The sequence below is a fragment of the Neobacillus nitrireducens genome (genome assembly GCF_030915405.1).
In the GTDB taxonomy this organism is placed as follows: domain Bacteria; phylum Bacillota; class Bacilli; order Bacillales; family Cytobacillaceae; genus Neobacillus.
This window is the reverse complement of record NZ_CP133262.1, coordinates 1730688-1749715: the sequence shown is the minus strand read 5'-3', so window position 1 is coordinate 1749715 and position 19028 is coordinate 1730688. Positions and strand designations below refer to the sequence as shown.

Genomic DNA, 19028 nt, shown 5'->3' with positions numbered 1-19028 from the left:
GTGCATGAAGATGGAAGGATTCTCTCCCAGTCTTAGATTTTTTATTGAGCTAACAGATGTCAAAACTGCTGTTTGGTTACAGTATGTTTATATTGTAATTTTAGCAGCAATTGTCTATAAGTTAGGCTTTGCAAAAAAATTGCCTCTTTTGAAAAACTTTGTGATTTATATTTGCCTCTTAATTGGGTGCTTTGTAATGCTTATTCTTTCTTATGCTCTGCCTATTGCGGAAGGACTAGCAGGTGCTGCGGTGTTATTGATAATTTATAAAATACGCTTACATCAAACCAAAAAGCATCAGGCTGAAGCGAAATAACGGGGGTTTATTGAAATGAAATCCGTACAGGATACACTATATAATTGGCTTACAATTAAGGTTGTATGCGACGCACGGCCTGATGACACAGCGGCAAAGGATACTCTAATGCTTTTTGAAGAAATGATAGCTGATCTTCACCTCTCAAACCTTGTGGTAACGAAAGATGATCTCATGTATTATGTTTCCTACCAACAGGGGGAAGAGACAAAAAAAGCTCGATTTCCTCAGGAATTAATTGATATCATGCTAAAACAAATTAATCAAGACCCGAAGAAATATGAGAACTACCCAATTGAAGAAGAATAAAAAACCATCATGCACATTCCACTTTGGATTGTGCATGATGGTTTTTTTGCCAAAAGGCGCTTCCTTTTTTACCAGTCATCCTCTTCCGATTTTGTACGATATAATCGGAAATTACCTGTCTCAAATCTTGCGTTTGTTTTTTCAGTTATTCTTGTTTTGCATTCTTTACACATATATGTATGGATGGGACGATTACGCAGACGCTTAGCCTCAAAAGATTCATCTTCAATCGCTTCGATTATATCGCAAATTACACATTTAACTCTCATTAAGACACCTCTTTAACAATTTCTAAAGCCGTTTATTTCCTCTACTATATCATGGCAGAAAGTTTGAAAGTAATCAATTGGTTTAATTTGATGAAAGCATGGGATAGTAGTAATATGAGAATATCTGTTTTTAAACAGGGTAAATGAAGAAATAAAGGGGATGTTTTAATGGTTAATCAAGTTGAACCAAAGCTAATTAAGCCTTTATATGATGAACTGCAAAAGGAGCGGTTTGTGACATTGGCAACGGTTGATTATGAAACAGGTGGGCCAAATATCAGCGCAATTTCTTGGGTGCTTGCAAAGGATGAAAGTACAATCTATTTTGCTGTGGATAATCGTTCGAGGATACTTGCTAATTTAGGTGAAAATAATCAAGTGGTTATTAATTTGATTGCAAACGAATCTACCTATGCAATTCAAGGACTGGCACAGGTAAAGGAAGAACGTCTGAAGGATGTACCATTGAAACTTGCTTTGATTGAAGTTTCAATTACAGCGGTCAGGGATGTTATGTTTTATGGGTCTAAAATTGTTTCTGATGTTCAGTATGATAAAACCTATGATAAGAACGCTGCCCAAAAGCTAGATAAACAAGTCATGGAAGCAATGAGAAAAGCTTAGGAATTCCTAAGCCTTTCTTTTCACATTTTATACTCAGAATTTCTCTTTGAAATTTGTTCGCTGTCTAGCTCCAGCTCCCAGCGTCTAGTGGACTTCGCTCTTCTCCCTACGATAAGTCAAGCACGAATGCGCTATCGCTCTTCGTGTTTCCTTTATCTCAGTCGAAGCGCTCCAGTCCATACGCCGCTAAACGGGCGCTTCCGCTTTTCTATTTATAATGGTTGGATTGGTCTTCTTGTTCCTTTTCTAACTTTTTATCATCTTTTGCAGGGAGTTTTTTATCAGGTTTTTCGGGAGCTTTTTTAGGGCTTGGTGTAATTAAGTCTCCAGGTATTTCTGGCATTAGTCGGCCTGCCACATCGGCGAGTTCTTCCATAATGCCCTGTACCGGCCTCCCCTTTTTGATGTCTGCTTGTATTTCTTTTAAGCGCTGTGTGGTATCTGCATCAGCAACGACGACTGCTTTGGCGCCGTATGGGTCCTTTTTTAAACTTTCAGCGACAGAATATTTAATCGATCCAACTTGCGAACGATCAATTTTCGAATTTACATCAATACCGACAATCGCATATCTGCCTATCACTACAGCTGTGGCATCTTTAACATTTGGGATACTGGTTGCAAGTTTTACTAACCGTTTGGAGATTTCTTGACCGGATTTCCGGTCAACATTTTCAATATAGCTGTTTTTTACCTTAACAAATTTATCGTTCCCATTGTTTGTCAGATCATTTTTGGTGTTGCAACCGGCTATCATCAGACATAACGTTGTGATAATTAAGGCTTTCTTCATGTATCATCCACCTCCGTAAAGCTTAATAAATAATTGAGATAAAACTATGATCAATCCTCTGTCTTGAATGGTCTCACTAACATTTATTGTGCGGAACTCCTTCTATCTTTATTCCAATAAACATATATTTTACCAAAGTCCAATCTAGCAAAAGGGTTGTTTGCAAGTTGGCAATCCCACAACAAGTAAAGCAGGAGGCGTTGCTTTGAGTAAGATATACGTGTTAGATACAAATGTCTTATTACAAGACCCGTATTCCCTCTTCTCTTTTGAAGATAATGAAGTTGTTATTCCTGCAGTGGTTCTTGAAGAAGTGGACTCAAAGAAAAGGTATATGGATGAAGTCGGGAGAAATGCAAGACATGTATCAAGGTTAATTGATGGACTTAGGGCATTAGGAAAGCTTCATGAAAAAATCCCACTAGAGAGCGGGGGGACAATTAGAATTGAATTAAACCATCGTAGCTTTCATGAACTTCAGGATATATTTATTGAAAAAACAAATGATAATCGCATTCTTGCAGTGGCAAAGAATTTATTCTTAGAGGAACAAACGAAGGAAAATGGGAAGCCGGTTATTCTAGTAAGTAAGGATACTCTTGTCAGGGTAAAAGCGGATGCAATTGGTTTAGAGGCCGAAGATTTTTTAAGTGATCGTGTAGTAGATATAGATCATATATACACTGGCTTTTTTGAAGTATTGATACCAATTGAATTATTAGGACGCTTTTATGAGAAAGGAGAGTTAAATCTCTCTGAACTGGCAAATCACCCATTTTATCCAAATCAATTTCTAGTTATGAAGGACGCCCTTGGCAGTTCAGCATCAGCAATTGGGATGGTCGACAAAACGAGCACGAAGGTAAAAAAATTAGCACTAAATCAAGATCATGTGTGGGGAATCCATTCAAGGAATGTTCAACAGACGATGGCCATTGAATTATTACTTCGGAAGGATATTCATCTAGTTACCTTAACAGGGAAAGCAGGTACAGGGAAAACCTTACTAGCACTTGCTTCAGGATTAATGCAAACAGAAGATTTCAGGGAATATAAGAAACTATTAGTGGCTAGGCCGATTGTACCGGTCGGAAAAGACTTAGGCTTTTTACCAGGAGAAAAACAGGAAAAACTTAGACCATGGATGCAGCCCATCTTTGATAATCTTGAATATCTTTTCAATACCAAAAAGCCTGGTGAACTAGATGCTATTTTAGCAGGAATGGGTTCAATTGAGGTGGAGGCATTAACGTATATTCGAGGGAGAAGTTTACCGAAGCAGTTTATCATTATTGATGAAGCACAAAACTTAACGAAGCATGAAGTGAAGACAATCCTTACCCGTGTCGGGGAAGGCAGTAAAATCGTTTTAATGGGCGACCCTGAACAAATAGACCATCCCTATCTTGATGCTTACAACAATGGTTTAACGTATGTTGTAGAGAAGTTTAAGGATCAAGTAATTTCCGGGCATGTAAAATTATTAAAAGGGGAGAGGTCAGGATTGGCACTTTTGGCAGCTGATTTGCTGTAAATATCCATAAAAGAAACGGGCGCCCAAGGCACCCGTCTTATTTTATGATGAAACTCATTACATTTTTTATTGGACTTTGTAGATTTGAACCATCACCTAAATAGACATGAATGGGACCATCTGCCGTTAGTGGCTTTCCTTTATTGGAGAATCCCAATATAAAATCATAGGCCGTTTCAAGTGGATACTCATATTCACCCTCTGTGCATTGAATGACAAAAGTGTGAGCATCACTAGCTGGCTCAGAGTTTAATAAAAAAGGCTTCAACGGAATTCCAAAGGTGCCAGTCAACACCTTTTCCTTTTCAAATTTCTTTTCGGATTTCAATGTAGGAGGATAAATTGCTCCCTCGATAATTTCACGGTCCCAATGCTTTGAAACGGCTTTAGTATATTCATCTATAGGATTGGAACTCTCTATTTTTTTTGAAAAAAAGGTGGTTAAATCAACTCGTCTGTCATCAAAAATCCACACACCCGGATCAAGTGTAATCGAATATTTCACTTCGCCTGATATGATAATGATATTTTCCATTTTCATTCCCCCTAAACCCTTCTTTAATTAGTATAACTTTTTTTTGAGTAAATGTCATAATCGCATAAGCTGGTTTGGTTAGAAGAGGGATCATACTGAAAACAGCAGCCGTTTTTAAATAACTCCTTTATGTAATCTACTTTATGTTCTTGCAATTTTCCAGTGTAAACGGTAAAATTTATAGATAAGTTGAATTATCGCTCTGAAATGGGGGGATCAATGTTGGCGTCTGAAATGATCGTGAATCATCAGGAAAAAGCATATGCCATACTACAGGCTGACGCTGAAAAAATATTAAAGCTAATCAAAGTGCAAATGGACAATCTCACGATGCCTCAATGCCCACTTTATGAAGAGGTATTGGATACGCAGATGTTTGGTTTATCAAGAGAAATAGATTTTGCTGTTAGATTAGGCTTAATTGATAGTAAAGATGGTAAGACAATCCTAGATGCATTAGAAAGTGAATTATCAGCACTTCACGATGCCTCGTTAAGGAAATAGGAGCAAAAGAACTCAAACAATCAATGTTCATTGTTTGGGTTTTTTATTATTCCAAGGAAGACACAACAGGCGTTTACTACTTTCTACTTCAGAATATTCTTTGTTAAATTGTTGTAACAAATTAACTTTTCCTCAAGTAATAATGTTTATTTTCTATTATAATAGAATGATATAAATCAATATTGAAAATGAGGACCTTCTATATGCTGAAAAAGATATTGAAATCATATGATTATACCTTAATTATTGCCACCATCCTTTTGTGTGCCTTTGGACTGGTGATGATCTATAGCTCGAGCATGGCTTCCGCCGTTCAACGATATGGTTATCCATCTGATTTTTTCTACCAAAAACAAAAAGTATGGTTGCTGATTTTTACAGTTATTTTCTTATTGGCAGCCGTTATTCCATATAAGATTATGATGTTCAAAAAAGTTATGGTTTTGATTGTGCTGGCATCTATTTTGTCTCTATTAGGATTATTTGTATTTGGGGTAGAAAAAAATAATGCGCAAAGCTGGTACCCCATAGGCACTTTCTTATTTCAGCCATCAGAATTTGTTAAGCTTGCAGCCATCATTTATTTAGCAGCTGTCTATGCAAAAAAGCAAGCCTATATCAATCAATTTAATAAAGGAGTTCTCCCGCCTTTAGTATATCTTTTTATTGTATGTGCACTAATTATTTTTCAACCGGACTTCGGAACAGCAGCTATTATCATTGCCATAGCTTGTATGATTGTTTTATGCTCCGGGATGAATTTTAAAAGTATTGGTAAATTACTTATTTTGGCGCTTGTTGTCCTGCTGCCGCTTATTTTAGTTTCCTGGGGGAAGTTTTTTTCAGAAGAACAACAAAGCCGTTTTGCGGTTTTAGATAATCCCTTTACGGATAAATACGTTAATAATGAAGGGTTTCACTTGGCAAACTCCTATATTGCGATTGGTTCCGGCGGAGTGAATGGATTAGGTCTTGGGAAAAGTATTCAAAAGCTGGGCTATTTGCCAGAATCACATACAGATTTCATCATGGCGGTAATTGCAGAGGAATTAGGGATTTGGGGTGTAGGTTTCGTTATCATTCTCCTTTTCTATATTGTATTAAGGGGAATTTATATTGGCCTGCAATGTAAAGATCCTTTTGGCAGTCTGCTTGCGATTGGAATTTCGAGCATGATAGGAATTCAGTCGTTTATCAATCTTGCGGGTGTTTCAGGGCTAATTCCGCTAACTGGTGTACCTCTGCCATTTATTAGCTATGGGGGTTCTTCACTCTTAATGTTAGCAGGTGCGACTGGAATACTTGTAAATGTTTCTATGTTCACTAAATATGAAAAAAAATATAAAAATAAACAGGAACAAGTTGATAAAAAGATTCGTCCAAAAGATGGTAAGGTTTTCTATATTTAATCGAAGCGCGGAGGACAAATTTTTTGCACTCCGCGTTTTTATAAAAATACATAGAATATGAGGTGCTTTAAGTGACAAGACAGATAAATAAAGTATTGGTTGCCAATAGGGGAGAAATAGCGATAAGGGTTTTTCGCGCTTGTACTGAGCTGAATATTCGAACTGTTGCTATTTATTCGAAAGAAGATTCAGGGGCTTATCATCGTTATAAGGCAGATGAAGCTTATTTGGTTGGGGAAGGAAAAAAACCAATTGATGCTTATTTAGACATTGATGGCATCATTGCAATTGCCAAAAAAAGTGGGGCAAATGCTATTCATCCCGGTTATGGTTTTATGTCAGAAAATATCCATTTTGCCAAACGTTGTGAAGAGGAAGGGATTATATTTATCGGTCCGTCAATTACACAACTTGATATGTTTGGTGATAAGGTAAAAGCAAGGCATCAGGCTGAGCTAGCTGGGATTCCAGTCATTCCGGGCAGTCCCGGACCGGTTACAGAGGTTAGTGAAGTTGAGGATTTTGCCCGAGTTCATAATTTACCTATTATCATAAAGGCCTCTCTTGGCGGAGGCGGGCGCGGAATGAGGATTGTCAAACAGAAAGAGGAAATCCAGGAATCCTTCAATCGGGCAAAATCGGAAGCAAAAGCAGCTTTTGGAAATGATGAAGTCTATCTTGAAAAATTAATTGAAAATCCTAAGCATATCGAAGTACAAATCATTGGGGATAGGCATGGGAATATTGTCCATCTCTTTGACCGCGATTGTTCTGTTCAAAGACGCCATCAAAAGGTCGTAGAGGTTGCTCCGAGTGTTTCCATTTCTGATGAGTTACGAACTAGGATCTGTAATGCTGCTTTAAAACTGATGAAAAATGTTGATTACTTGAATGCTGGTACGGTCGAGTTTTTAGTTTCAGGAAATGACTTTTATTTTATAGAAGTAAATCCACGTGTTCAAGTTGAACATACTGTGACTGAGATGGTAACAGGTGTCGATATCGTCCAGACACAAATATTGGTATCAGAGGGCCATGAATTACATGGTCCAATTATTGGAATTCCACAACAAGATAAAATTCAAATTAATGGATTTGCGATACAATCAAGAGTAACAACAGAAGATCCGCTTAATAATTTCATGCCTGATACCGGGAAAATAATGGCCTATCGCTCAGGCGGCGGCTTTGGGGTACGGCTTGATGCTGGTAATGGCTTTCAAGGTGCAGTAATTACACCTTATTATGACTCTTTATTAGTAAAACTTTCAACATGGGCTTTAACCTTCGAACAAGCTGCATCAAAAATGGTTCGTAATCTGCAGGAATTCAGAATTAGAGGGATTAAAACAAATATCCCGTTCTTAGAAAACGTTGTGAAGCATGAGAAGTTTAGGAATGGTGAATATGATACGTCCTTTATTGATACAACACCTGAATTGTTTCTTTTCCCATTCCGAAAAGACCGTGGGACTAAAATGCTCTCATACATTGGTACAGTCACTGTAAATGGTTTTCCAGGTGTTGAAAAGAAGAAGAGACCGGTATTTCCAAAGCCAAGGATCCCTAATTTACCTTATGATTTACCGTATCAAGAAGGGACAAAGCAAATTCTCGACAAGTATGGTGCCGAAGGACTTGTGGAATGGGTGAAAAATCAAAAACAGGTATTATTAACCGATACCACTTTTCGAGACGCCCATCAGTCGCTATTAGCTACCCGGATGCGGACGACAGATATTCTCCATATCGCTGAGCACTCTGCAAAATTTTTGCCTGATTTATTCTCTTTTGAAATGTGGGGAGGAGCAACATTTGATGTTGCTTACAGATTCTTAAAAGAAGACCCTTGGGATAGATTAGTGTCACTGCGTAAGAAAATTCCAAATGTATTATTCCAAATGTTAATCCGTGGTGCCAATGCAGTGGGATATAAAAATTATCCGGATAATTTAATTCGTGAATTTGTTGATCAATCTGCGTCCGCTGGAATAGATGTTTTTCGAATATTCGACAGCTTAAACTGGGTTAAAGGAATGGAAGTTGCGATTGATGCCGTCCGTCAAAGCGGTAAAATAGCTGAAGCTTCGATTTGTTATACCGGGGATATATTAGACGGGACTAGGACGAAATACAATCTACACTATTATAAAGCGTTGGCCAAAGAGCTTGAAGAACAAGGTGCCCACATCCTAGGCATTAAGGATATGGCAGGATTATTGAAGCCTGAAGCAGCTTATAGACTTGTTTCTGAGTTAAAAGAAACGGTTAATATTCCAATTCATCTCCATACACATGACACAAGCGGAAATGGTCTCTTTACTTATGCGCGTGCGATTGACGGTGGAGTGGATATTGTTGATACTGCCTTGGGGTCAATGGCTGCATTAACTTCACAGCCTAGTGCTAATTCGCTATATTATGCGCTTGAAGGTACTCCTCGAAAACCAAAAGTAAACATAGAATCACTTGAAAAATTGTCGTATTATTGGGAGGATGTCCGCAAATATTATCAAGATTTTGAAAGCGGAATGATCTCCCCTCATACTGAAGTCTATCAACATGAAATGCCGGGCGGACAATATAGCAATCTCCAACAACAGGCTAGAGCAGTTAGCCTAGGCGAGCGTTGGGATGAAGTGAAAGAAATGTATTCGAGAGTTAATAACATGTTCGGGGATATTGTTAAAGTGACGCCATCATCAAAGGTAGTTGGTGATATGGCACTCTTTATGGTTCAAAATGATCTTAATGAAGAAGATATACTATTAAAGGGGCATATGCTCGATTTTCCTGATTCCGTTGTTGAATTATTTGAAGGGTATCTTGGCAAGCCTTATGGTGGTTTTCCAGAGGAACTTCAAACGGTCATATTAAAAGGTAAACAACCGTTGGAAGTTCGTCCAGGTGAATTACTTGAACCGGTTGATTTTGAAAAACTGAAGGAAAAACTATACAAAGAACTTGGCCGCCAGGTTACCTCTTTTGAAATAATTTCGTACGCTTTATACCCTAAAGTATTTATGGATTATATTAAAACGGATGAACTGTATGGAAATATATCGGTATTAGATACACCAACGTTCTTATATGGAATGCGCTTGGGTGAAGAAATAGAGGTTGAAATTGAAACAGGGAAAACATTAATTGTAAAGCTTGTTTCAATTGGTCATCCTCGAGCAGATGGTACGAGGGTTGTCTATTTTGAGCTAAACGGTCAGCCGCGAGAAGTATTCATAAAGGATGAGAATGTAAAATCTACGGTTTTATCAAGGCTAAAAGCTGATGAGAAAAATGAAAATCACCTTGCAGCGACGATGCCGGGAACTGTGGTTAAGGTGGTCGTTGAAAAAGGGGAAAAAGTTGAACGTGGTGATCATTTAATGATAACCGAAGCAATGAAAATGGAGACAACGGTTCAAGCACCTTTTTCAGGTGTGGTAAAGGATATCTATGTCACAAATGGTGATGCGATACTAACTGGTGACCTCTTAATTGAACTAACCAAAGCCTAAAATAAAAAAGTTGCCAGGGTATGGGTATCCCTGGCAGCTTTTTTATTGATTATTTCTTTTTGATCTAGAATATAACAAAATAAAGTAACTTAAAACGCCAAACAGGCACGTAATAAAGAATGCATGCAGTAGGGCGATATACAAGTTTAGTCTGCTGATAATAATGAATGCTCCCGCAATAACTTGTAAGGAAACTAGGATGAAGGATATAATCCAGCCCCAATAAAGTATCTTTTGGTCTTTGTAATGTCGAACAACCAAATAAAGGATGTAACCAATCCATAGAAAAATTAAACCGGCAGCGGCTCTGTGCCCCATTTGTACCCATTCGTACATGTTTGAGGGCAAGGAAGGAGAGTCATTTAAACATAATGGCCAGTCTCGACAAACAAGACTCGATTTTGTGTGGCGAACAAGTGCGCCTGTGTAGATGAGAAGATAGCTATAAATGGAGACTCCGATAATATGAAACCCCATTCGCTTATCAATATAGAGCTTTTCTGCATCAAACTTCTTATCAATTTCGAAAATTAGCAGTGTTAACAATAAAACCGCTGAAAAGGAAATAAGTGAAATTCCAAAATGTAAAGCGAGTACAAATCCCGATTGCCCCCATTTTACAGCCGCTGCTCCAACTAGTGCTTGTAAAAGTAAAAAGAAAAAGGAAAGGAAGGAAAGAAATTTCGTTTCTCTAATATGGCCTATCGCCTTCCATGACCAAACAGAAAGTACAAGAACCATGATGCCTACTACACCGGAAACAAGTCGGTGGGATAGTTCGATAACTAATTCCGGGGTTATTTCCAACGGAAGAAATTTTCCGTTGCAAAGGGGCCAAGATCGTCCACAGCCCATACCAGAACCTGTCTTTGTTACTAAAGCCCCGCCTATTAAGATAAAAATCATTCCAATGGTAGTGGCAACCGATAACCACTTCAAAGATTGCCTCAAAAAATTCACCTCTTAAAAAATTCAAAAATTTGTCATAAGTTAAGCCTAACAGTATAATAATGGAAAAGTCATCTGTAAATTAAATTCCCTATTAATAATAACGAATAAAGTCGAAAATGAACAGGAATTAAGGAGAGATTTTAAGATAACTTTTATAATTAAACCAAGCTGATGAATAATAAATAATTTACACTATTATTATAGTGAAAACCATTGAAACTTTGATTAGAGTCTGTTAGAAATATATATGAGGCATTTTAATTAGAATTATTCCTAATTAGTACTCATATAAATTAACTATGAATTTTTTAAAGATACAAGGTTTTATAACGAATTTTGGAGATAATAAATTTAATTGGTTTAGATTTTTGTAAAAAAATGCAACTATATTTTACGAAAATGAACTTTGTCACAATTTAGTTTTAAATTATTCAAAAAAAGTTCACAAAAATATCGGAAAGTGTGATTTAATATACAGAGAAAGTGTTTTATTTCTCACTGCACTTTATAATTAATTATTTTTTCGAATTGATAAAATTGAACTGTTTTTTAGGTTTAGGAGGAGAAACAAATGCCAAACTCTAAGGCTTTTGGAGAAGCTGCCATAGAAAATGGTACTGCAAGCCTGCATTCCGATATAAAAACCACAGCATGGAAAGACTTGATGGCCCTAATCAAAATTGGGATTGTAAACTCAAATCTAATTACAACGTTTACCGGACTATGGCTCGCGCTTCATTTTTCAGGGCAAAGTTTTCTAAATAATTTAGATATTGTGTTTTTTACAGTAGTAGGTTCATCTTTAATCATTGCTGGGTCATGTGCAATCAATAATTATGTTGATCGTGATATTGATCATTTAATGGAAAGAACAAAAGCACGACCAACTGTTACAGGGAAAGTAGGTCCAGGAAAAGTTCTCTCGTTAGGTATTTTACTTATTGGACTGGGAACACTGTCTTTATTCTTTACTACCATGACTGCAACAGTAATTGGACTGCTTGGAGTTTTTAGTTATGTCTTCCTGTATACATTGTGGTCAAAACGTCAATTAGTTTCCAATACTATTATTGGGAGCATATCAGGTGCAGTGCCTCCGCTGATCGGTTGGGCAGCAGTTGATGCAAATCTTGATATCATGGCGTGGTCATTATTCGTATTAATGTTTGTATGGCAGCCTCCGCATTTTTATGCACTGGCGATGAGAAGGGTGAAAGAATATAAGGCAGCTGGTATTCCGATGTTACCTGTAGTAAAGGGTTTTAAAACTACAAAAATTCACATCATCCTTTGGGTAGCTGCACTTCAGCCTATTCCGTTTTTTCTAACCAAATTAGGAATCCCATTTCTAATTCTGGCCATCGTATTAAATATCGGGTGGCTTGCATTAGGGATTTATGGATATAGAATCAAAGATGACATAAAGTGGGCAAAACTAATGTTTGTTTACTCCTTGCAATATTTAACTATTATTTTTGTAGCAATGGTTATAGTTACATTGATTTAGTTTTGCAAATGATTGTTTCCTAATGAAAACGAGGAAACAACCATACTACATACTTCTTTGATCAATCAAAAATATTTTTAAGAATACATTAGTGAAAGAGGGGTTTGATTAAGCTATGAAAAGGCTTGCAAAGTGGCGTTTGATTTCGTTGTTTGGAATTTTAGCGCTTGTACTCTCCGGATGTGGCGAACCGTACCTTTCCGCGTTAAAGCCAGCCGGTGAAGTTGCAGACATGCAATATGATTTAATGAAGCTAAGTACATTAATTATGGTTGGGGTAATCGTTATTGTAATGGTCATATTCTTTATAGTAATGGTTCGTTTTAGAAGGAAGGATGACAAGATTCCAAAACAGGTAGAAGGGAGTCACAAATTAGAAATTATTTGGACTGCTGTACCTATTCTTTTACTATTAATTCTTGCCGTTCCTACTGTAGCTGCAACATTTAAACTTGCAGATGTATCTCCAATGGATAAGAAAAATACTAAGGCGCTTGTTATTAATGTTCGATCACATTTATACTGGTGGGATTTTGAGTATCCTGGTCAGAAGATTGTGACAAGTCAGGATTTAGTCGTCCCTACGGATGAAAAAGTTTATTTCAATTTAAAATCTTCCGATGTTAAACATTCATTTTGGATTCCAGCAGTTGGTGGTAAGTTGGATACGAATACTGAAAATGTTAATAAATTCTGGTTAGAGTTTGATGATAAACGAGCAAAAGAAGCAGGTAATCTTTTTTATGGGAAATGTGCAGAACTTTGCGGACCATCACATGCTTTGATGGACTTTAAAGTTAAAGCAATCAGTCGAGACAAATTTGATGCCTGGGTTACCTCGATGCAAAATGTGAAAGAACCACAAAAAGCTCAAGGTACTGTGGCTGCTCAAGGTCAAGAAATATTTAATCAAAGCTGTATTGGCTGTCATGCCGTTACACCTTCAAATAAAATGCCTGAAACTGCACGTCTGGCACCAAACTTATCAAACTTTGGTGATCGATCTCGTGTAGCCGGTGTTTTAGACCATAATAAAAAAGAATTAAAAAATTGGATCCGTAATCCAGAAACCTATAAACCAGGTAACATGATGACTGGTAAATACCCGGAAATGTCTGAAGAACAGCTTGATGCATTAGCTGAGTATTTAATGGGCTTAAAGGCTCAGCAATAAAAGGGGAATTGGTAGAAAGGGAGGTAAAATTGTGAGTACCTATGCTCAAAAAAAGGGATTTGGCGCGACTTTATGGGACTTTTTAACAACAGTGGACCATAAAAAAATCGCCATCCTATATCTTATTGCAGGTGGATTTTTCTTCTTAGTAGGCGGACTTGAGGCAGTATTTATCCGTATCCAGCTTGCAGTACCTAATAATGATTTTGTAAGTGCAGGTTTATATAATGAAATTTTAACAATGCATGGAACCACGATGATTTTCTTGGCGGCAATGCCATTGGTTTTTGCTTTTATGAATGCCGTCATGCCATTACAAATTGGAGCACGCGATGTTGCCTTTCCATTTGTTAATGCACTAGGATTTTGGTTGTTCTTTTTTGGTGGAATCTTCTTAAACCTTTCTTGGTTTTTAGGAGGAGCACCTGATGCAGGTTGGACATCTTACGCATCCCTTGCACTTCATTCACAAGGGCATGGTGTAGACTTCTATATCTTAGGATTACAGATCTCCGGTATTGGAACCTTGATTGGTGGTATTAACTTCCTGGTTACTATCATTAACATGCGTGCTCCGGGTATGACGTATATGAGAATGCCATTGTTTACATGGACGACTTTTGTAACTTCAGCTCTAATTTTATTTGCATTTCCTCCATTAACAGTTGGTTTAGTATTAATGATGTTTGATCGATTGTTTGGCGCGAATTTCTTTGATGTCACTATGGGTGGTAATACCGTTATTTGGGAACATCTTTTCTGGATTTTCGGACATCCTGAAGTATATATTTTAGTACTCCCTGCGTTTGGTATTTTCTCGGAAATTTTTCCAATGTTCTCAAGAAAACGGTTGTTTGGTTATTCATCAATGGTTTTTGCAACTGTTTTAATTGGGTTCCTAGGCTTCATGGTTTGGGCACACCATATGTTCACAACTGGTTTAGGTCCAGTCGCTAATGCAATCTTTGCTGTTGCAACAATGGCTATAGGTGTACCTACAGGTATTAAAATCTTTAACTGGCTGTTAACAATGTGGGGCGGTAGTGTTAAATTTACAACTCCAATGCTCTACGCTTTTGCTTTTATCCCGTCATTTGTTGCCGGTGGGGTAACAGGTGTAATGCTTGCATCTGCAGCAGCTGACTATCAGTATCATGATACTTATTTCGTAGTTGCTCACTTCCACTATGTAATTGTTGGTGGGGTTGTATTTGCAGTCCTTGCAGGGACACATCTTTATTGGCCTAAAATGTTCGGTACGATGTTAAATGAGACATTAGGGAAGATTACATTCTGGTTATTCTTTATCGGTTTCCATTTAACATTCTTTATTCAGCATTTCTTAGGCTTATGGGGAATGCCAAGACGTGTATTCACATACCTTCCTGGCCAAGGATTTAGCTCTGCAAATATGGTAAGTTCCGTGGGTGCGTTATTTATGTCGTTGGGAGTATTAGTCCTTCTCTATAACGTCATTATGACATCCGTGAAAAATGTTAGAGTTGGCAATGACCCATGGGGAGATGGCCGAACACTTGAATGGTCTATTCCTTCACCTCCTCCTTTTTATAACTTTAAGCAACTCCCACTTGTTCGTGGTTTAGATGCTTACTGGTTAGAAAAAATGGATGGTAAAAAGGGAATGACTCCAGCTGAACCTCTTGGTGATATTCATATGCCAAATTCTTCATTTTTACCGTTTACTATGGCCATGGGATTATTCATTGCAGCCTTTGGTGCAATGTACCATGTAAATGATAAAGCGTGGGCATTACCAGTATTGATCATTGGATTATTAGTAACTTTTGGTTCCATGTTCTTACGTTCAGTGAAGGATGATCATGGATTCCATATTCATAAGGAAGATTTAATGGATGAGGATGATAAGGGGGTTAAGGCATAATGCACGCTGATGAAAAATTTACTTATGAAACTTGGCCTGCTGCGCCAGAAAAATCAACCCTTGAATCAAAAAATAAATTCTTAGGATTTTGGTTTTTCTTGGGTGGAGAGACGGTTCTTTTTGCCTCTCTCTTTGCCACTTACCTTGCATTAAAGGATAAAGTTCCAAGTACAACTCACCATTTAGCAAAGGATTTATTTGAATTACCGTTAACATTTGTCGCTACGATGCTATTGTTAACTAGCTCATTAACAAGTGTTTACGCGATGTACCATATGAAGAACTTTGCCTTCAAAAAAATGATGGTTTGGCTTGGACTTACAGCACTTTTAGGTGCAGGTTTCTTAGGACTTGAGGTTTATGAGTTTACCCATTATGTTCATGAAGGGCATACATTTACAAGTAGTGCTTTCGGATCTGCTTTCTACACATTAGTTGGTTTTCACGGAGGTCACGTTGCTTTTGGTCTACTTTGGTGTCTAACATTAATGTTTAGAAATTCTAAACGTGGCTTAGACCTTTACAACGCGCCGAAATTCTATGTATTTAGTTTATATTGGCATTTTATCGATGTTGTTTGGGTATTTATCTTTACAGTAGTATATTTAATGGGAATGGTGGGATAAGCTGATGGCAAATCAACAGTTAAATTCAGGTAACCCAAGAGTTGACATTGAATATCGTCGCAAGAAAAATGCAGAAGAAATGAGATATCAATTGGTTTCATTTGCGTTAATGATTTTCTTGACGCTCATTGCTTTTTCCGCTGTTTATATAAAAGGATTTACTGCATGGTTTACAGTTCCATTTATTATCCTTTTAGCTGTTGTGCAGGTAATTTTTCAATTATATTATTTCATGCATATGAGTCACAAAGGACATGAAGCTCCTTCACTCTTTTTGTACTCAGGTGTGTTGGTAGGTGCAGTCACTATTCTTGCATTTACAACTATTATTTGGTGGTAATATGTAAAAAAGAAAATCGGCTTAGGCCGATTTTCTTTTTTAACAGTATGTATATAGAAGGTTCCATTTCTTTGCTAATCGTTTTGTCCAAGGGTATAATATAGTCAATAATTCTTCTAATTCATAATGAGGTGATTTGGGTGCTTACATTAGATATATTCGGTTTTAAAGCACTTTGGAGCCCGTATTTTTTACTGATTATAATAGCCATTACTGTAGGGTATTTTGTTCTTACCACAAAATACAGAAGCTTATTTTTAGATAGTGAGCCTTTAACAAAAAAACAAGGTGGTTTATTTTTATTATCGATGATCCTGCTTTATGCTATTAAAGGATCTCCAATCGATTTATTAGCCCACCTTATGTTTTGGGTCCACATGATACAAATGGCTGCTTTAGTTTTAGTCGTTCCACCAATTTTTATCTTAAGTATTCCGAACTGGTTTTGGAGAAAATTATTTAGCAATGGGGTAGTTAATTCCGTTTTTGTGGTGTTAACCAAGCCACTCATTGCATTGATAGTTTTTAATGGATTATTTTCCTTTTATCATGTGCCTATGATTTTCGATCATGTTATGCAAAATGTATGGTTGCATGCTGGCTACTCTATACTTCTATTTATTGTAGCCACCTTCATGTGGTGGCCTTTACTTAACCAAATGCCTGATCATCAGACTTTAAGTGGACTGAAAAAGGTTGGATATATTTTTGCTGATGGAATATTATTAACCCCTGCTTGCGCTTTAATTATTTTTGCAGATACACCCATGTATGGGACCTATTCTGATCCACATGTGTGGGGACAAGTTATGAGCCTTTGCGTAGGTACTGCCAATTTCGAAAGCTTAAATTTGAGTGGTCCTGAACTTTTTAGTTCCATGTCCTTACTACATGACCAGCAACTTGGTGGAGTATTAATGAAGATTATTCAAGAAATCATTTATGGAGTTATCCTTGGGCATGTTTTCTTTGAATGGTACCGTAAGGACCAGGCTGATTCTGAACGAGAAATGAAACAAACCTTAAATCCATCACTAATCAAATAAATCTCCCTCTTATAGGGAGATTTTTTACTGATTACTATGATTTAAATGTTATTTGTTGAAAAACTAGTTTAGTTACACTAAGATTGTTCTAGAATATATGAAAAGAGAGGATTTTTGAATGAATTCCTTACCGATTTTACCGACAATCAGTACATCCTTTATTGTATTAAGTGCTATTACCGTTGCTATTGGTTGGTGGCAAATCAAGCAAAGAAAGATTGAATCTCACAAAAAGACGATGTTTATTGCGGCTATTTTTGCTGTTATCTTCTTTATTATCTATGCATCTCGAACACTATTTATTGGGAATACTTCATTTGGAGGTCCTGATGATATTAAAAAATATTACACTATATTTTTAATATTTCATATTACTCTTGCAACTACGGGGGCTGGATTCGGGATTGTATCTATCATGACAGGATACAAAAACAAACTTACTATCCATCGCAAGCTTGGACCATTAACTAGTTTTATTTGGTTCTTTACTGCCATCACGGGTGTAGCCGTTTACCTATTGCTATACGTATTTTATCAAGGTGGCGAGACAACATCGATGATAAAAGCAATTCTTGGCTTCTAGAATAAATTATATGTAAAATAATAAAAGACGCATAAATCTATGCGTCTTTTATTATTGCTTATAAGGCGAATTTACTGATCTCAGTTTTAACATCATCAAGTATTTTTTTACATTGATTCACGAGAGAGGTTGGGAAAGTTTCGCCTTCACCATATTCAACACCATGTGGATAATAATGTTTGCCAAGTAGTGGGGTCATTAATTGAATGGTTGCCTTATCAGCACCAATGTCGCCCTCAATTGCATGGCCACGAACACGCAGGTAAAATACACCTTCTCTTAATTCAAACTTGCGGTCGTATGTAACACGTTCGTAGTCCCATTGTCCCTCTCGAACTAAACCGTGATCTAGCATTACCTCATCTAAACGGTTTAAGTCAGCCTTTAACTTTTCAAATTCGGTATTCTCGAATTTCATCATTAATCCCTCCTAAAAACAATACCATTGCCCCTATGTTTCTTATTTCAATAGTAAAGCAATATAATTCAATTTAATAATAGTTGAAAATGTAGCAACTTGCAATGAATTCATACAACGAATAAAACATTCTTGATTGGAAAAACTAGAAAAATGTAAGAAGCAAAAATACATGGGGGTATTAATATGGAAAAAATCAAAGATATCATGACAAGTGATGTTGAAAGTTGCACGTTATTGGATAATGTCTATGAAGTTGCTTTAAAAATGAAACAGCTTAATGTAGGGGCCATTCCGATTGTTGATAAGGAACAGCTAGTAGGTATGATTACAGACCGTGATATTGTTATTCGAGGAGTTGCTGAAAAACATCCTGGTTCAACCAAAGTCGAGGATATCATGAGTAATAACCTTATTACCATATCAACTGATGCCACGAGCAAAGAGGCTGCAAAGTTAATGTCAGAACATCAAATTAGACGATTACCAGTGGTAGAGGAAGGAAAGTTAATCGGGATCGTTTCCCTTGGAGATTTCGCCGTTCATGAATTAACGGATGATCAGGCTAAAGTAGCATTAACGGAAATATCTGAGCAAAGCTTTAACGGAGTCCAATAATCAAAATTATTATATAAATAAAATAGTTTTACGAAAATGAAACAGGTACTCATA

Annotated in this window: 20 protein-coding genes; 15 read left to right on the top strand and 5 right to left on the bottom strand. The window is 37.0% G+C overall.

What is annotated here, in order from left to right:
* The first annotated feature begins 10 nt into the window (after positions 1-10).
* Positions 11-316: a YlaH-like family protein gene (locus RCG22_RS08375; protein ID WP_098261061.1), complete on the top strand. Its 306-nt coding sequence runs from the start codon at positions 11-13 to the stop codon at positions 314-316.
* Positions 317-331: 15 nt separating this feature from the next.
* Positions 332-625, top strand: coding sequence for a hypothetical protein (locus RCG22_RS08370; RefSeq protein ID WP_098261062.1), 294 nt, complete (start codon positions 332-334; stop codon positions 623-625).
* Positions 626-693: 68 nt separating this feature from the next.
* Here the strand turns inward: RCG22_RS08370 and RCG22_RS08365 are convergent, their stop codons facing one another.
* The gene (locus RCG22_RS08365; protein WP_308106492.1) at positions 694-894 is read right to left on the bottom strand and encodes a YlaI family protein; all 201 of its coding nucleotides are present in this window, start codon (positions 892-894) and stop codon (positions 694-696) included.
* Positions 895-1062: 168 nt separating this feature from the next.
* On the opposite strand from RCG22_RS08365, the gene RCG22_RS08360 reads away from it, so the two are divergent.
* The gene (locus RCG22_RS08360; protein ID WP_308106491.1) at positions 1063-1518 is read left to right on the top strand and encodes a pyridoxamine 5'-phosphate oxidase family protein; all 456 of its coding nucleotides are present in this window, start codon (positions 1063-1065) and stop codon (positions 1516-1518) included.
* A 208-nt stretch (positions 1519-1726) separates the two neighbouring features.
* Here the strand turns inward: RCG22_RS08360 and RCG22_RS08355 are convergent, their stop codons facing one another.
* Positions 1727-2311 (bottom strand): YhcN/YlaJ family sporulation lipoprotein, encoded by a 585-nt coding sequence (locus tag RCG22_RS08355; protein ID WP_098261065.1) that lies wholly within the window; start codon positions 2309-2311, stop codon positions 1727-1729.
* A gap of 205 nt (positions 2312-2516) precedes the next feature.
* Here RCG22_RS08355 and RCG22_RS08350 point away from each other — a divergent pair, with 205 nt between their 5' ends.
* Positions 2517-3845: a PhoH family protein gene (locus RCG22_RS08350; protein WP_098261066.1), complete on the top strand. Its 1329-nt coding sequence runs from the start codon at positions 2517-2519 to the stop codon at positions 3843-3845.
* A 37-nt stretch (positions 3846-3882) separates the two neighbouring features.
* On the opposite strand, the gene RCG22_RS08345 is transcribed toward RCG22_RS08350, so the two are convergent.
* Positions 3883-4380: a peptidyl-prolyl cis-trans isomerase gene (locus RCG22_RS08345; RefSeq protein ID WP_308106490.1), complete on the bottom strand. Its 498-nt coding sequence runs from the start codon at positions 4378-4380 to the stop codon at positions 3883-3885.
* A 222-nt stretch (positions 4381-4602) separates the two neighbouring features.
* Here RCG22_RS08345 and RCG22_RS08340 point away from each other — a divergent pair, with 222 nt between their 5' ends.
* From RCG22_RS08340 to pyc, 3 genes are all read left to right on the top strand, one after another.
* On the top strand, positions 4603-4884 hold the full coding sequence (locus RCG22_RS08340; RefSeq protein ID WP_098261558.1) for an Fpa/YlaN family protein: 282 nt from the start codon (positions 4603-4605) through the stop codon (positions 4882-4884).
* Between the two features lie 203 nt (positions 4885-5087).
* Positions 5088-6293 (top strand): FtsW/RodA/SpoVE family cell cycle protein, encoded by a 1206-nt coding sequence (locus tag RCG22_RS08335; protein WP_308106489.1) that lies wholly within the window; start codon positions 5088-5090, stop codon positions 6291-6293.
* 71 nt (positions 6294-6364) lie between these two features.
* Positions 6365-9808, top strand: coding sequence for a pyruvate carboxylase (pyc, locus tag RCG22_RS08330; protein ID WP_308106488.1), 3444 nt, complete (start codon positions 6365-6367; stop codon positions 9806-9808).
* A gap of 42 nt (positions 9809-9850) precedes the next feature.
* Here the strand turns inward: pyc and RCG22_RS08325 are convergent, their stop codons facing one another.
* A complete protein-coding gene (locus RCG22_RS08325) occupies positions 9851-10759 on the bottom strand; it encodes a COX15/CtaA family protein (RefSeq protein WP_098261070.1) in 909 nt (302 codons plus the stop codon).
* A 571-nt stretch (positions 10760-11330) separates the two neighbouring features.
* On the opposite strand from RCG22_RS08325, the gene cyoE reads away from it, so the two are divergent.
* The 7 genes from cyoE to RCG22_RS08290 all read left to right on the top strand — a co-directional run bounded on the left by cyoE (position 11331) and on the right by RCG22_RS08290 (position 17938).
* Positions 11331-12266: a heme o synthase gene (cyoE, locus tag RCG22_RS08320; protein WP_098261071.1), complete on the top strand. Its 936-nt coding sequence runs from the start codon at positions 11331-11333 to the stop codon at positions 12264-12266.
* A 115-nt stretch (positions 12267-12381) separates the two neighbouring features.
* Positions 12382-13440, top strand: coding sequence for a cytochrome c oxidase subunit II (gene coxB, locus RCG22_RS08315; RefSeq protein WP_308106487.1), 1059 nt, complete (start codon positions 12382-12384; stop codon positions 13438-13440).
* Between the two features lie 31 nt (positions 13441-13471).
* Positions 13472-15343 (top strand): cytochrome c oxidase subunit I, encoded by a 1872-nt coding sequence (ctaD, locus tag RCG22_RS08310; RefSeq protein ID WP_098261073.1) that lies wholly within the window; start codon positions 13472-13474, stop codon positions 15341-15343.
* Positions 15343-15969, top strand: a complete 627-nt coding sequence (locus tag RCG22_RS08305; protein WP_098261074.1) for a cytochrome (ubi)quinol oxidase subunit III — start codon at positions 15343-15345, stop codon at positions 15967-15969. Before ctaD ends, RCG22_RS08305 begins: the two co-directional genes overlap by 1 nt.
* A 4-nt stretch (positions 15970-15973) precedes the next feature.
* Complete coding sequence (ctaF, locus tag RCG22_RS08300; RefSeq protein ID WP_066252518.1) at positions 15974-16309, top strand: cytochrome c oxidase subunit IVB; 336 nt, start codon at positions 15974-15976, stop codon at positions 16307-16309.
* Between the two features lie 140 nt (positions 16310-16449).
* Complete coding sequence (gene ctaG / locus RCG22_RS08295) at positions 16450-17355, top strand: cytochrome c oxidase assembly factor CtaG (protein WP_308106486.1); 906 nt, start codon at positions 16450-16452, stop codon at positions 17353-17355.
* A gap of 118 nt (positions 17356-17473) precedes the next feature.
* Complete coding sequence (locus tag RCG22_RS08290; protein WP_308106485.1) at positions 17474-17938, top strand: DUF420 domain-containing protein; 465 nt, start codon at positions 17474-17476, stop codon at positions 17936-17938.
* Positions 17939-17996: 58 nt separating this feature from the next.
* Here the strand turns inward: RCG22_RS08290 and RCG22_RS08285 are convergent, their stop codons facing one another.
* Positions 17997-18356, bottom strand: coding sequence for a YugN family protein (locus RCG22_RS08285; RefSeq protein WP_308107112.1), 360 nt, complete (start codon positions 18354-18356; stop codon positions 17997-17999).
* A 186-nt stretch (positions 18357-18542) separates the two neighbouring features.
* On the opposite strand from RCG22_RS08285, the gene RCG22_RS08280 reads away from it, so the two are divergent.
* On the top strand, positions 18543-18974 hold the full coding sequence (locus RCG22_RS08280; RefSeq protein ID WP_098261078.1) for a CBS domain-containing protein: 432 nt from the start codon (positions 18543-18545) through the stop codon (positions 18972-18974).
* The last annotated feature ends 54 nt before the right edge of the window (positions 18975-19028 follow it).